The organism is Nostoc sp., from assembly GCF_036917655.1.
In the GTDB taxonomy this organism is placed as follows: domain Bacteria; phylum Cyanobacteriota; class Cyanobacteriia; order Cyanobacteriales; family Nostocaceae; genus Nostoc.
Genome location: NZ_JBALCY010000012.1, coordinates 51435 through 66637, shown reverse-complemented (window position 1 = coordinate 66637; position 15203 = coordinate 51435). Strand labels below are relative to the sequence as shown.

The following is a 15203-nucleotide window of genomic DNA, read 5'->3' as shown; positions in this document are numbered from 1 at the left end:
TCAAGTCAATGATGCTCTCATTGCTTACTTCTATTATTCCCTCTGAGTCTGCCTTACAGAAATGTTAAGAAAGATGTGACTAATGGATAGCCGCTTCGGGAAGGGGGAAAAATTCAAAGCCTCTCTCCTTTTAGGAGTGAGGTCAAAATTGTACCTTACTGGGTCGAGAACCGCTATACAGCACTTCCTGCTGCTATGAGGTACAGATACTTGGAATGCTATTAGCACAGACAAACGGTAATTCGATCAATTAGTGTACCTCATAACTTCGGGAAGTGCTGTAAGCAAATTTCAAACCCAATCAAAACAAAGTATAGATAAAGGGAGCTAAAACAGACGCTTTAACAAAGAACAGAATTAAACCTAAAACTAGCAGCAGAACTAGCACTGGAATTAATAAGTAATGCCCGTTACGAATAAAATAGGCAACTACCCAAACTAGTTGTAGCATTAAAGGACGCTTTTTAGCTCCAGGTTGAAGCGGTTGTATATCCTCTCGACTTTCCCACTGTATCCATCCTTGAACTTGAGCCATGAATTTATCTTGCCAAGCATAGAATGAATTATTTGTTTTTTGTCTTCTGAGCAATACGCCTATGGGTACAATAAATAAAAAGTAGCTGGCTAAAATAATTAATAGAAATATCTTTTCACCTATCTTTTCTGTCAGGTGTCGCAAGAAGCTGTGGAACAAAGAAATAGTAGAGGGAAGAAGAAGACTGATTGCTATTAACCCTATTCCTATGTAAAGCAGGGCTTTCCAGAAATTATCATGACTGTTGATCATAAATAAATAGTGAAAACCACCAACAAGCGTCATCAACCAACCCAGAGTTAACCCAAAAACAATCTGTTCTTGAAGTTGAGTCAGATGTTTTCGTTGCTTCAATCTTTGTAAATAAGAGAATTTAGTCAAGTTCAAACCTCCTCAGCCATTGAGTGCGTTCTTCATCCGAAAGAGGTTGCTGTTTTTGAGAATTTCGGTCAAAAAAGCGATCGCCAATCACCAAGTAATCAATTTCTGTTACCATGAAGCAACGATAAGCATCCTCGACTGTATTCACAATTGGTTCGCTTCGGACGTTGAAGGATGTATTAATAATCACAGAACAACTAGTTAAAGCTTTAAATTTGGTTAATATCCCGTACATAAAAGGATTGCGATCGCAATCCACAGTCTGAACACGAGCCGAATAGTCTACATGAGTTACAGCCGGAATATCGGAACGTGGAACTTTCAGTAAATCAATGCCGAATAGACCCTTTGTTGCTGCCTGTAGCCGTCTGCTCTCTTTCACCGGATAAGCCAGCAGCATATAAGGACTTTCTTGCTGAATCTCGAAATACTCTGCTGCATCTTCTGCTAATACCATCGGTGCAAAAGGGCGAAAACTCTCACGGAACTTAATCTTTAAATTTATATGGCTTTGCATATATGGAGAGCGAGCATCGCCTAAAATTGATCTGGCTCCCAAAGCACGCGGCCCAAATTCCATTCGTCCCCGTGCGACTGCGACAACTTTACCCTCTGCTAATTTTTGAGCGATTAATCCTTGCAGTGCTTCCTGGCTATGAACCTGCCAAACGGCTTCTAAATGCTCTAGCATGGCATCATCTAACTCGGAAGCAGGGGGGATATTAGTACCCAAGAAAGCTCCTTGCATCGCATCGGGTTGAATGGGAGTTCTCATGTTACTTAGTTTTTGATGCCAGAACCACAAAGCTGCTCCCAAAGCACCCCCAGCATCCCCAGCAGCAGGTTGAATCCACAATTGACGAAATGGCCCCTCGCGGGATAATTTGCCCATCGTTACCACATTGAGGGCTACCCCTCCCGCCAAGCAGAGATTTTCCTGCTGGGTTTGTTGATGAACGTAGCGGGCGATCGCTAAAACCGCCTCGTTCAAGATAACTTGAATACTGGCGGCAATGTCCATTTCCTTTTGAGTAATCACCGACTCTGGTGGACGTGGTGGACTTCCAAACAGTTGGTGAAAGCGATTATTGGTCATTGTTAAACCGCCGACATAATCAAAATAATGCTGATTCAAAATAATCGAGCCATCAGAATTAAGCCGAATTAACTTTTCTTTGATTAAATCGGCATATTTAGGTTCTCCATAGGGAGCCAAACCCATGAGTTTATACTCGCCGCTATTGATTTTGAATCCGGTGTAATAAGTAAAGGCTGAATATAACAGACCAAAGGAATTAGGAAACCGAATTTCTTTTAGCAATTGAATTTGATTTTCCCGTCCAATACCAAAAGTAGCGGTAGACCATTCGCCAACTCCATCAATTGTGAGAACAGCTGCTTCTGCAAAAGGAGAGGGAAAGAACGCACTAGCAGCATGGGAAAGGTGATGAGCGCAAAAGTAAATGCGTTTTTTAATCCCCATTTCTTTGGCAATTTCACTTTCTAACCAGAGTTTTCGGGTTAACCAATCTGGAAATGCTTTCAAAAAACTCCGCCAACTGTTGGGAGCAGTTAGGTGATAGGTTGTGAGTAAGCGCTCAAATTTAAGAACAGGATTTTCGTAAAAAACAACATAATCTAACTGATGCTCGTCAATTCCCGCAGCTTCTAGGCAATAATCAATGGCGTGATGGGGAAACTCTGGATCTGCTTTGATGCGGGTAAATCTTTCTTCCTGCGCTGCTGCAATGATTTTACCATCCTCGACTAAAGCCGCAGCTGAGTCATGGTAATAAGCAGAGATACCGAGAATCCGTGTTTTGCTCATGGTTCGCTCCCTGCTGGAATCAGCGTTAATGTTAGCTGTCTATCATTATTTTGAAAGCTGGCTGACAGTCGAATTGTATTAGCATTTGCAGATGACTGTCCCTCCAAATTCCAAATTAAAGATGTTCCTTGCTTCTCTTCAAAAGAGTAAATAGTGCCGTCGTCAAATTTGCGTTTAGAATCTACGGCTGTAATATCTAATGAAGCGGCTTTTAATCCAGTTCCTGAGAGACGAATTTCTTTAATGGTTACAGGAACTTCTAAATTTAGCTGCACAAAGGGTTTACCAATTGGCAAACGCAGCATATATTCTTCTGATTCAGGATACTGAAAGGTGTAAATTCCGGTAGAACTTGCAACTAGATTTAGGTTATAAGGAACCCAATCGTTGATGTGAATCGCTGGCGGTTTAGCTGAAGGAGTTCGTTCACCCAGCACTTTTGGATACTTGGCTTCAAGAATGTCTGCGGCTTGTTTCGCATAAAAATAAGTTATGGTAGTGCCAGGATGTCCATTGGCTGGATTGATACGCCAAGTGTAAAGAGGATCTAATGTGGCATGGATGGGATCTGAGTTAAAACGCGAATAAAATTTGAGAAAATTATCTAACGTGTCGTAAACGGCTATTTTCTCTGCCTTAAGTAAAGGGGTAACTTTGCTGTATAGACGAGTGAAGTAAGCACGGTCAGGATAACTTGGCAAAGTCATTACAAATCCAGGAATACCGCTACTGGCTTGAAAATGCCCTAGTTCTTTTACTGTTTTCTTGTAAAGCTCAAAATTTTTACCTTCAAGTAATTTTAACAGCCATTGACTATATTCATAGCCAAATCTTTTTTCATCCATTGTTCCTGCAACTTTTCGAGAACGAGCCTCGGACAGAAGTGTATTTAATCTCGGAAAAATGCCTTTATCTCTTAAGGTTTTAATCAACTTTATTACTAGGTCTTGATTAACGAACTTATAATTAAATTGCTCAATAACTCCTTCATCGGGATCGTTCGTTACATAACCCCAAAGGATTAAATCTGGCTTATAAACAGGAACAAGATTTCGTGCTTGATCTAATTCTTGGTGGGTTGAAGCGCCACTCAATCCGGCGGCAATGACTTCGACTTTTTCGTAGCCTCTACGAGTTAATTCTCGCTGTAGTTGCCGCCACCAAATATCATTCATATTACTATAGCCACTACCCCAAACAAAGGAATCCCCCATCACGAGGATACGTTTGGGTTTTGTAGCTAATTTATTAACAGGAAATCCCTTTGAGCGCCAAATCCAATCTCCTTGTGCTGAATTCAGTAGTATACCAGAGGTGAGAATTTTTTTCTTGTTATTTTGGTTGATGCGATCGTCTTCCTGTTGCCATTCTGAGGAGGATAGTTGTGGAAGTTTCCGTGTTGATTGCGTTCTAGCTTGAGTGACAGAGGTCGCAAGCAAAGACATAGAGGCAACCTGATACTTTTGCGTCGATCGCACTCGAATAATTTTGTTATTTTCTAGGTAGTAAAGATACCCTTCTATTAAAAAAAGACCGCTTACTAAAACTATTAAGGATATCAGAAAGTATTTGAGCGCTTGATACGGTAAAACTAGGGTTTCTTTATTTGCAATTTTGAATTTGATTATCGCTCTGGGTATTTGATAGTTATCGAACCACTGCCAGCTAATAAATTGGGTATGTCGCCGCTGGATATTTCCGATATTGATAAATAAAATTGTTAACCCCAAAAAACTGATCGCTGTAGCTGCGATCGCGCAACTAAATTGATTCCAAAAGTAGAACGGTAAGATAAACTCTCCATTCGCTTCAGGTTGAATTTTCAAATTCCCAATTTTAATGGAGTCAATTTTCACTTGATCGGAATTAGCAGCATCTGGAACAAACTTGAGTTGATGCCAAGGTGTTTTAGTAACTTCAATTTCGTAAAGCTCAGATTTTTTATTTCCTGTCGGCTTAAAATTCAGTTTTTCAATGGCACTGTTAGGAGCATATAAATTGGTTTCGCGTGCTTGACCGTTGGCTGTTACCCGCACTTTACCGCTCCAAGGGCTACGCAGTAATGTGATATTTAAATTGCTACCTTTAACTAGCACTTCTAAAGATTGCGGTTGCCTAGCGCGAGCAGCAGCTATTTTACCTTGAGGTCCATATTGATTGTCAATTAGTTCCCACTTTTGCACACCCATTAATGCTTTTGACCAGTTAACCTGGTTTTCTGGTGTTCTGATGTCTACGATCCAGACCTCAGAACTCTTCGCGTCAGGTGTTTTTTGTGCTAACGCTTCAACCTTAATCTGCCAAACAGTAGAAGAGGTTTGATTAGTAGGAGTTTTTGTTGATTTTATCGGAATTATTTCGTAGGCATTAGGATGAAGTGCTGGGTTGTCCCAGTAAGCTTTAACGTGTTTAACATTGTCTGCTGTCATTTGAACCTGAACAGGCAAAGTTAGATTAGTAAAAAATTTTTGCCAGACAGGAAAACTGAGAAAAGCTACTACTGAAGCCGCAATACAAGGTGATAACCAAGTTTTATTGGGGCTAACAAAGATTAACAACCTACGAGAGAGGTTCACTTATTTTTCTCCGACAAGGTTTATTAAGTAATATTCAAATTCTGCCAAAATACAAGTTTCATGCCTTTGGTTTTAGTTACCTGCTAAAGGCAGATGGATTATAGCAAAAATGGATTATTCACTTTCCATAATGCACATATCTTTACCTAAAACAACCACAATCTAGATAGAGAGCCAAAATTGAAGCGTAGAAGTGTAAAATAAAGGTGATCGCTCCCATAACTTCTGAACTCACTAATAGCTCCCATAACTTCTGAACTCACTAATATTTGATAAACCTCATCTATGTTGAGAACCGTAGTTTTTGCCCTCACCTTGAATCCCTCTCCCTACAAGGGAAGAGTGACAACTTTGCGGCTCCCCTTCTCCCAAATTTGGGAGAAGGGGCTGGGGGATGAGGGTTTTTTATTTTCATACGGAAAGAACTACAGTTTTCAAGATGGACGCGGTTTATGTAAAAAAATATTAATAATTTTAGGAAAAATATTGAAACCTGTTAAGTTGAGATTTATTTTGTTAATTGCAGATGGGGATGCCCAAGAAATGAGAAGGTTGTATCCCATCTCAAATGAAGAGAAGCTTTAACAGCAGTACTTTAGCGAAGGTAATGTGAACCAACCGTTAGCATTCACTAATAAAATACTCAATCTAATTTTTGAAAACAAAAAGCTGCAAAGTAATCATGCTAACAGCTTTGAAATCAGCTTCAAAGAGACAGTAAAAGACAAATTTCCCTCAGCAGTTGCACGAATAGCATTACTTGTCACAACCGAATACGAAGGCATTTTTAGGAATGGTGGAATTGGCACTTATTATCGCACTCTCAGTGAGAAATTAGCAGCAGAAGACTATTATATTGTGCTACTGCTTTGCCAAAGTCAAGAGAAGTTTAGTGGAGACTCAACTCTTCCCGCAGTGAAACATATCTTTTCAACCAGTGAATGTATGGATGTACTAGAATTGCAGCCGACTCACTTGGCAATTTTGTCTCAGTTGCAGGATGAGGAATTGGTAGACTACGAGAACTACTGTGCGCTGTTTTTTGCTCAGGCGATCGCCGCGACATTTCCTAACGCTTATATTTACATTGAATTTCCCGAAATGCTGGGATTGGGATACCGCACAGTTCAAGCCAAGCGATCGCGTGTTTTAGGAGAAAATTGTGTGGTGGCTGTGACTTTGCATAGTGGACAAGAGTGGCTACAAGAAGCTCATGCAAGGTACACACATTCTAATCCTCGCTGGTTTTGGCAAACGAGCCATTATGAGCAATATTCCTTTGAACAGGCGGATAAAGCATTCTTTCTGTCACATTTTCTTAAAGAGAAAGTGGAGAAGTATGGTTGGAAAACATCTCATGCTTTGCATTTACCTTATTGTTTTTCAGTCGTTGAACAACCGTTGAAAACAATGACGCTGAGAAATGATTTGCAAGGGCTGGTTGATGAAGATAAAATTCCGCTGGTCTTTTTTGGACGATTGGAGGAGAGAAAAGGGCTTTTTACTTTTCTAGAAGCAATCGGGTTATTAGAAAGCAATGTAGTTGAAAAAATTCATATCATCTTTCTGGGTAAGAACGTTGAGCTTCAGGCAGAGGGTTTGCAAGGGTTAGATAGCCGGCAATATATTAAACAAAAGTTAGGCTCTAATTGTTGTTACACTATTGTGACTGATTTATTCAGTCAAGAAGCGATTCAGTTGGTGAGTTTGTGGCGTTGTGCGATCGTTTGCCTCACCAGTAGTCAAGAGAATTTTCCCCATACAGCATTAGAAATGGGACAATTACCTGTCAGTTTAATCGTTTCAGATACAGGTGGATTTCGAGAAACTCTCAATCTCATTGAACGCACAGATGGTGTGCGCTGGTTTATACCGGAAGATGTGCGATCGCTTGAACAAGCTATGATTCAATCTATCTTAGCCTACCCAGAGAAAGTCGGTGTACCGATGAGAGAATTTCTCCATTTTGTGAATCAACGCTTGCTGAATCAAAGATTTGAATACATGAAGCAAGCTTTTTGTCAAGCTGCTACATCACCCGCAAGTCATCTAGATAAAAGTGAACCCAGGCGATGGATACTGGGTATGACTTCAATGGAGGAGCAACTCTTTTTAGAAAACTATGCCCAAAATGAGTATTCAGGTAGAGGAGAGATTGTAGAACTTGGTTGCTGGTTTGGCTCATCAACCATTTCCTTAGCAATGGGACTTGAGGCTAACTCCTGTGTAACGAACAAAAACCAACGCATTCATACTTATGATATTTTTATTTGGTCTTCACTGGCTAATATGCCGCAAAGTGTCATCGGCACTTCGTTAGAAGGGAAGTACAAAGATGGAGATAGTTTTCTAGACGAATACCTGGAGCGAATTAATCCTTGGAGTCATCTTATTCATGTTCATCCTGGGGATCTTGCAGAAATTGGCTGGCAACAGGGTGAAATCGAGTGTCTTTTTATTGATGCGATGAAATCCTGGGAATTAACAAATAGTATTATAAAAAATTTTTTTCCCTATCTTATTCCAGAAGTATCTCTGGTAATCCATCAAGACTTTGCTCATTACTATACTTCTTGGATTCATTTAATAATGTATCGCTTGCGAGAGTATCTAGTGCCGATTGAGCATACCTTCATTTATTCCTCTAGAGCTTTTCGCTATGTCAAGCTTATTCCCAATGAGTTATTACAAAATTCATATTCATTTAATAGTTTTTCTGAAACTGAAGTTGCAGCAGCTTTTAATTATTCATTAGATATTACACCAAAGAAAATGCAGCCGAATATTCTGGCAGCTAAAGTGATGTATTTTATTCATATCATGGATTTTGAAAAAGCTAAGTCGGAGTTTAAAGAATTAGCAGCACGGCTTGATTATTTTGAATGGTTAGAGTTAGCTGATGTTCAAAAAATAGCTAAGATGTATCACTCAATTGACCTACTGAATTAAAGCAAAATTAATTACACAGATGTTTGATTTTCAATTAGCTGTGGTACAGCAATATTGTAAAATTGTGTCGAGGTATTGCAGTGCGATCGCCAACCATTTCAGGGTTTTTTAACTTCACACGATGTTAGCCCATGAGCTTTTTTAATTAGCTTTTCATCAAAAGTATAAAAATAAATATGATGCTGGCTTTGGGCTAAATAAAAAGCATCTGCAAAATCCAACCCATTTTCATGCCATTGCAATGCTTGAGCAACTAGGTTTGGATTAGTAAGGTAAACATTCGGCAAGCCAAAGAGTTTGCGTAAAGATGAACATATTTCAGTTGGTTTAAACTTGTAGGCAAATCTTAGCACCCATTCAGTTTCAAGGATTACTGTATCAGCGATAAAAACATCCTGCGTCTGAAAAATTTCTTGACTCTTTTGATATTGCAATTCATCATCTTGAGTCAAAAGGCGTATGACAATATTAGTATCAACTGCGACCATGCCATTCCTCTTCTATCCCTTTACCAATGGCATTATCCATATCTTCAATCGTTTTTGCTTCACTTGTAAACTTCAAACAGCCTGCAACATCGCTTAAAGTAGTTTCAGCAAAAGGTTTTTTCGGCTTAAGAAGAATTCCATCACCAGTATCAATTAAGAGCAATTCCTGACCTGCTTCCCAGCCATAGGCTTTGCGAATCGCTTGAGGAATAATCACTTGTCCTTGGTCAGATAATTTTGTAATTTCCATAATGTGACCAAATTAAAAGTCTTTATTATAGATTATCACTTGTGCGTGAGCTACTAAGGTATTGTCCGCCAAATTACCCATAATAAAGGAACCCCACCCCCAACCCCTCCCGAAGAGCTGGGGTTCTTTGGGTTTAATCAGTAATCAAACGGACATGATATAAGGTATTGTGGTGCGATCGCCTGTAAACTAGTATTACGATGAACAGCGCGATCGCAACTATCAAAAATCACCCAGGCGAATGTCATCCCCTGCTTTGGAGGGATGACATTTGATTCGACAGATGAAAACCTGTCGAACTGGTTTATCATCACTCCCAATTGAATTTCATGCCTAAATATTCTTCTAGTTGCTGGTTATAAGGATGAAAAAACTCTACCAACTGGCGGCGTAAGTTATCAGGAATTGGAGGATATGAGCCGGGGTTGTGATTGGAATATTTAGGCACCTGGTAATCTGGCAGATTCAGAAAACTATAAACTTGTTTCATCGTTGCTGAGGAATTTTCAAATAAATCCCCACTTTTGAGAATTAAAAACTGCTCTCTCGGAAAAATAGTCATCCATTCTTTGAGGTAATAGATATATAAACTGCCTAATAAATCAGGTAATAGTAGATAATTTATATATTCTGTTTGATAAGCTTCTAGTAACAATGATGGTTCATAAAACAACAAATTAAACCATTTATTTATGACAGTTGGAATTTTTCCTATAGTCTCAGTTATGCTACTCTGTGTTAACTTATATTCACAGCTAGCCTGATGCTGGTGATAATAGGAAGAAATAGCTCTATCTATAGGGTTTCTTAAAAGAATGATAAATTTAATTTTGGGAAACAGAGCAAATATTTTTTTAGCTATTCTAGAATCATTAATATAAATAGGAGTTGCTTCGCCAGTAATATAATTTGTGCTATTAGAAATCGAAGGAAAATGAGCAAGGTAATAATCAATACTTTGCTCAAAGAAATTACTAAAGAACAAAAGTTCTTTATCAATGGCAGGAAGAACTTGAGGATGAGTGCTTAGATAGGAATAAAGAGAGGTAGTACCGCATCTAATAAATCCAGGAATGATAAAACTTGGCGGAAGTTTTTGATCAAAATCCCAATATTTTTCAATCAGTTGAGGACGAGATAGAAAGATTTGCTGATAGCTGGCTGCTTGGTAGCAATCAATTGCTTCTTCACTTTTACCTTGTAAGGTTAACAAAATACCTAAAACAACGTTAGCAAAATAAAAATTTGGTTGATTCTGAATTGTCTGACGGAAAATGGTAATTCCTTCTTCTAGCAAACTGGAATCGATTTTTTCATTATTCCCAATTAAGCTTAGTAGAATAAGTAGAGAATACTTTAAATCCCAGTAATTTTTCAATGTATTGGGGTCAAATTGAATGGATTTTATATAATGATAAGATGCTTCTTGAAATTTAAATTGGCTTTGATATATTTGTGCTAGTTTATCGTGGACATAGGAGTTATCATATTTAATTCTTAAAGCTTTTTCATAGTGAGATATTAGTTGGCTTTTGCTATCACTCATCGCGTTAATTTGAAACAATGGCGCTTGTTTTTGTTCGTATTCTCGGTCTGTCTGCTCTAAGAGAAGAGGATGTTTGAAAAGTCTATTAAAGCTGCTTTACAGTCAGATTGCTAGTTTAATTAAAATCAGACCTCATTTTGCTAAGATATCCCCTAAGTGTTTGTGCGACCAAGAGTCATCTCGATTCAGTTTCATTTATGCCACACCAAAATCAGTATATTGACGGACTTGAGGAGGATGAAAGCCCAAAATAATATCCTCTCTAGGAACTCCTGCTTCCAACAACTCCTCGGCTACGGGACGATTAGTACCATCATGTTGAATCCAAATTTTTCCTTGGATGATATCAATATGTACCACTGAACCATGTACTCGACGTTGCCCATCCCAGCCTACGTGCAGCACTTCATAACGATCTGCTTGAGGGTCGATAATTGCTTCGGTTTCAATCTGACCATGAGAAGGCTTATACAACGCAATCTCATCAATTAACTGGCGGACTATCTGGCGATAGCGTTCTAAGGTATCCATTGCACAATCCTCACTTGTTCCTCATCAAATACCAAGAGTTTAATTTGCAAACGTTTTATAATTAGCTGTCCTAATTTTTCTGTAAAAATAGTCTCATAGGAGCGTCTGGGAACGGCTAAGTAGAGTATTCGTTCTGGTGCGATTTCTGTCAGAATACTTTGATAAACACCATATTGTCCTACCGCTTCTTCTAAATCGCGGACTGGAGAAGGCTTTAAAAAGCTCTTAATCTCAACGGCTATTTTTTGATTGTCCTTTTGCGCGGCGATCGCCCTTTTTTCTATACCCAGATCGACATAGAGTTCTCGACCGCCGTAGGATAAAAGCAAGGGGTCGTCAGTAATTTCCCAGCCATCTTTAATAAGGGCTTGGACAACAGTATCATGATACAAATCCTTAGCGGGCATAGCAAAACGGCAAGCAGTTATTTCCGTTTATACATTTATAGTTCTTATTTTAGTTGCCTATATGATTTTTATCGCTTATTATGAGGCTAAATTCAGAAAATATTGGTTGAAGTTACAAGGCGTAACGGTAGGACACACTTGCTTCGTCAAGCTATCTTCTTGACCCTAAGATATCGCCTAAGTGTTTGTGTGGCTAAGAGTAATCTGGATTTAGTTCAATGCTGCGTTGGTAAGAAGCGCCGCCTGGGTTGGGCAAAGCGATCGCATCAAAAATTTGTCCTTGTCTGACGAAAGCATTCTCTAGCTGCAAAGCGATCGCCTGCATGGTTGCTCTCAATATTTCTGGTGATGGCGTTTTTGATGCCCTCATTGCCTAAGCAGCCCTGAAAGTTCAAGTCGATATTCTATTCACTCTCAATCCTAATCACTTTAGACGATTGGGGCAGGCGATCGCTCAGATCGCTCAAGTTCCTCAATAAAAATTAGGCGATTGACTTTACAATTAAAAAATTCTCGGTTGAAGTTGCAAAGCACGATGATAACAAAAACTTGCTTCGTCAATCTGACCGCGTTCTGCTAAGATGTCCCCTAAGCGTTTATGCGACCAAGAGTAATCTGGATTTAGTTCGATCGCACGTTGGTAAGAAGCGATCGCATCATCCCATTTTTGCTCTTTCTCTAAAGTCTTTGCCAACTCCAAGTGAATTTCAAAGTTGTCTGGGTGGAATTGGAGTGCTGTTTGGTAAGTGGCGATCGCATCATGAAAGCAATTTTGTCTAACTAAAGCATTGCCTAGCTGTAAATGAATTTGATCATCATTTGGCTTAATTGTCAATGCCTTATGGAAAAGTTGAATATCGTCGGGGTTGGATGCGATGCGAGAGCGATAATAGTTCATTAATCCTTCTTCTCCCTGAGTTTGTTGGAGATAAGATTTTAGTTGGGTTAATTCAGTTTGAGATATATATAGTTGAGATTGAGATTCTGCCAATTCTTTCTCAGTTTGTCGCAGTTGAGCTTGAATCTGCTCAGATTGCTCTTGAGTCTGTTGTAAATCAGACTGAGATTGTAGCAATTTAGTTTGAGAGGTATCTAGCTGATACTGAGATTGCTGTAGTTCTCCCTGAGTTTGTTGGAGTTGAGTTTGAATTTGTTCCAACTGCTCTTGAGTTTGTTGTAGATGAGAATTTAGTTTTGTAAATTCTGTTTGCGAGGTGTGTAATTGAGCTTGCAATTGTTCCATTCCTTGTTTATTTTGCTGATTTGTATGCAAAAAAGCTACTTTCTGCTCATATTCATTAGTGAATTTAACTAAGTTACTAAGACCTTTTAATCCAGACACTATCAGTTGAAATAAATCCGTTGTCCTTTGTTTGATAGACGGATAGAACAAAATTATGTGTAATAACAGCAATATGAAAAAGAAGGGTTCTCGGATAGATAATAAGGTTATTAAAGCTAAAGGCAACCACACCTCGTTAAAATCGTGTAGTGGTATGTTTACTTTCCGAATAGGAGCAGTATCAAAGGCATTTGCTAAACCTAATTTGATATTAATAGTTTTTGATAGAAGATAGAGGATAAAGAAAAGTAGCAGTATGGGAGCGAATCGAGAAATAACTAATACCAGTAAACTTAGCAGTAAAATTTCAGTTGGGAAGATGATGTAACTTATCCAAAACCGCACTTTTTCTACATTGAGTTTTGTCACCAATGTCTTCACGTCAGATTTTAGGTCGTTTTCTCTATCCCAAAGTTGATGCAGGATAATTCCTCTGATTCCTGCACAAAATGACCATGCTGTTGCCGCAATAGTTAGGATAATAGATTGTGGTTGTGGTGATGCACTCAAGTGTAAAAAAGTGGTAGCAACAAACAAAGTAGGGATGGCGTGCGCTCCTGCTGCATCGCTAATTATCCCCCATATACCTTTTTCTTTTAATCGCAAGGGGGGTGCAGAGTAAAGAGTTGGTAGCAGGTAGTTAATACCCAGTAATATAATTGCCAATGTGCCAAAGTTCATTAGAGTTGGCAACACAAAACCTGTAACTGCAAATAAAATGCAAAGTAAAAGGCGCTGCCACGATGAAAATTGAGCCATCGAATTGTTTTTGCCAACTCTTTGGTCTACTTCGATGTCGAAAATGTCATTAACTATATGTCCGTAAGCTGCTACAGAAGATATGGAGAATAACAAGGCTAATACAGTTAATATTAATTGGATAACTGGGAAATTCATCAAAAGGATTTCGGCATAAGCAATAGCTAGTAAAGGAGGAAGCTTATAAAGCCACCAGTCACCTCCTCGAATAATTTTGGAAAAAGATGAAAACAATCCTGTTGATCCACTTTCACCAACTACTTCTGTTTCAAAAATATGTTTTTGTCTTTTGGAACGAGCAACGATAGCTTTTCTTTTCTCTCCTTTAAATAAGAGGTATTCTATAACTTCTACTTGCTCAAAGTGTTTGTTAAATAGAGGAAGCATATATTCTAGTTGTGGCGCTAAAAGATTTAGATGCTGTTTTCCCGATTCTTCATCGATCCAACTCCAAATGACTCCTTCAAACTGAATTGAGCCACCATATCCACCCAAATTGCCCGAATTTGTGTAAAAATATGGTAGCTTTAGCTGACCACTTCCTATCTCTTCAGGTTCACAAACTGGCAGAAAACAAACGCCCTTTTCAGATGTCCAATCCGCAAAATTTTCAATTAATATTTCTAGCTCTGATAACGACTCTACATAACAGTAAGCCCACCACATACAGGATACTATATCCCATTTCCCTTGCCACTGCGAACGTTTATCTCTATAGTCACCTTCAACAAACAAAGCATTTGGATTTGCTTGCTTGGCAATATTAAGCATCGCTGGTGAAATATCTAGTCCCGCTCGTTCTATATCTGGAAAACAGCTTAGAAAGTACCCCGAACCACAGGCAACATCTAACCACTTTGCTCCTTCGCCGATTTCACTTAAAAGTTTATTAATAGTTTCTTGTTCAAAATCAGCGTTATTTTTAGACCAATCGTTGAGAAGAAATCTCTGATTATACTTTTGAGCATAGTTTTCATCGTAAATTTCAACAACCTCGTTTTTTTTCATATTCGTTTGTTTTTCAATAGGGTAGGGGGGGTATTGACGAGAGTGCGATTTGGGTTCCGAGACGCTACGCGATCGCTCATGGGCTGATGTACTCCTGTTCGTCATTATCTGGTAATGTTTCCATCTCCTGGGCAATGAGTGTCTGAAACTCCTCTCCACAGTGGACATTCAAATGAATTGTAGCAGCCAGCAATTCTGTTAGAATTTCAGCTTGTTGTCTAGCACTGAGGTGAGGTGACTGAAGCTGATGAATTAAGGCAGTGACATTTTCGCACTCTGAGCCTAGCTCTGTAATTAATGTACTCAGAGTGGGACTGGCAAAAGGAAGAGAGCGATGACGAATTTGCATAGTTATTTCCCCAATCGTTTGAGTGCTTGCTGAATACCTTTCTCAAAGGCACAAATCTCTGTTTCCCAATGCCTGATTAATCCTCGATCAGGAGAGTCCTTTTCGGACTCTAGCCTAATCTTTTCTTGATGTTCAGCAATGCGTCTATTTAGCGATCGCTCCCCTATTCTTAGTTGCACGAAAGCGATCGCCGCTTCTCAAGAGTGCTAAATTTTCTCCAATTGCCTGAGATTGAGATAAGTTTGGGCACCACT

At 39.1% G+C, this 15203-nt stretch carries 14 protein-coding genes; 1 reads left to right on the top strand and 13 read right to left on the bottom strand.

What is annotated here, in order from left to right; translation table 11 throughout:
- Positions 1–301: 301 nt before the first annotated feature.
- The 3 genes from V7K30_RS07370 to V7K30_RS07360 are packed head-to-tail and all read right to left on the bottom strand — an operon-like array spanning position 302 to position 5320.
- A complete protein-coding gene (locus V7K30_RS07370; protein WP_334998460.1) occupies positions 302–916 on the bottom strand; it encodes a DUF5989 family protein in 615 nt (204 codons plus the stop codon).
- Complete coding sequence (locus V7K30_RS07365; protein WP_334998459.1) at positions 909–2744, bottom strand: carbamoyltransferase family protein; 1836 nt, start codon at positions 2742–2744, stop codon at positions 909–911. The genes V7K30_RS07370 and V7K30_RS07365 overlap by 8 nt, the downstream gene beginning before the upstream one ends.
- Positions 2741–5320, bottom strand: a complete 2580-nt coding sequence (locus tag V7K30_RS07360; protein ID WP_334998458.1) for an SGNH/GDSL hydrolase family protein — start codon at positions 5318–5320, stop codon at positions 2741–2743. The genes V7K30_RS07365 and V7K30_RS07360 overlap by 4 nt, the downstream gene beginning before the upstream one ends.
- Before the next feature lie 609 nt (positions 5321–5929).
- Between V7K30_RS07360 and V7K30_RS07355 the strand changes: the two genes are divergently transcribed.
- On the top strand, positions 5930–8269 hold the full coding sequence (locus V7K30_RS07355) for a glycosyltransferase (RefSeq protein ID WP_334998457.1): 2340 nt from the start codon (positions 5930–5932) through the stop codon (positions 8267–8269).
- Positions 8270–8367: 98 nt separating this feature from the next.
- Here V7K30_RS07355 and V7K30_RS07350 read toward each other — a convergent pair whose 3' ends face one another.
- From V7K30_RS07350 to V7K30_RS07305, 10 genes are all read right to left on the bottom strand, one after another.
- Positions 8368–8757 (bottom strand): type II toxin-antitoxin system VapC family toxin, encoded by a 390-nt coding sequence (locus tag V7K30_RS07350; protein WP_334998456.1) that lies wholly within the window; start codon positions 8755–8757, stop codon positions 8368–8370.
- Positions 8744–9007: an AbrB/MazE/SpoVT family DNA-binding domain-containing protein gene (locus tag V7K30_RS07345; protein ID WP_334998455.1), complete on the bottom strand. Its 264-nt coding sequence runs from the start codon at positions 9005–9007 to the stop codon at positions 8744–8746. Before V7K30_RS07345 ends, V7K30_RS07350 begins: the two co-directional genes overlap by 14 nt.
- 137 nt (positions 9008–9144) lie before the next feature.
- Positions 9145–9318: a hypothetical protein gene (locus V7K30_RS07340; RefSeq protein ID WP_334998454.1), complete on the bottom strand. Its 174-nt coding sequence runs from the start codon at positions 9316–9318 to the stop codon at positions 9145–9147.
- Complete coding sequence (locus V7K30_RS07335; protein ID WP_334998453.1) at positions 9318–10553, bottom strand: tetratricopeptide repeat-containing sulfotransferase family protein; 1236 nt, start codon at positions 10551–10553, stop codon at positions 9318–9320. Before V7K30_RS07335 ends, V7K30_RS07340 begins: the two co-directional genes overlap by 1 nt.
- Positions 10554–10748: 195 nt before the next feature.
- On the bottom strand, positions 10749–11084 hold the full coding sequence (locus V7K30_RS07330) for a XisI protein (protein ID WP_334998452.1): 336 nt from the start codon (positions 11082–11084) through the stop codon (positions 10749–10751).
- Positions 11072–11491 carry an element excision factor XisH family protein gene (locus V7K30_RS07325; RefSeq protein WP_334998451.1) on the bottom strand — a complete coding sequence of 140 codons (420 nt, stop codon included), beginning with the start codon at positions 11489–11491 and terminating at the stop codon, positions 11072–11074. Before V7K30_RS07325 ends, V7K30_RS07330 begins: the two co-directional genes overlap by 13 nt.
- 193 nt (positions 11492–11684) lie before the next feature.
- Positions 11685–11861, bottom strand: coding sequence for a hypothetical protein (locus V7K30_RS07320; RefSeq protein ID WP_334998450.1), 177 nt, complete (start codon positions 11859–11861; stop codon positions 11685–11687).
- Positions 11862–11993: 132 nt separating this feature from the next.
- Positions 11994–14600: a tetratricopeptide repeat protein gene (locus V7K30_RS07315; protein WP_334998449.1), complete on the bottom strand. Its 2607-nt coding sequence runs from the start codon at positions 14598–14600 to the stop codon at positions 11994–11996.
- 76 nt (positions 14601–14676) lie between these two features.
- The gene (locus V7K30_RS07310) at positions 14677–14949 is read right to left on the bottom strand and encodes a hypothetical protein (protein WP_334998448.1); all 273 of its coding nucleotides are present in this window, start codon (positions 14947–14949) and stop codon (positions 14677–14679) included.
- 2 nt (positions 14950–14951) lie between these two features.
- Positions 14952–15128 carry a hypothetical protein gene (locus V7K30_RS07305; RefSeq protein ID WP_334998447.1) on the bottom strand — a complete coding sequence of 59 codons (177 nt, stop codon included), beginning with the start codon at positions 15126–15128 and terminating at the stop codon, positions 14952–14954.
- Positions 15129–15203 lie beyond the last annotated feature (75 nt).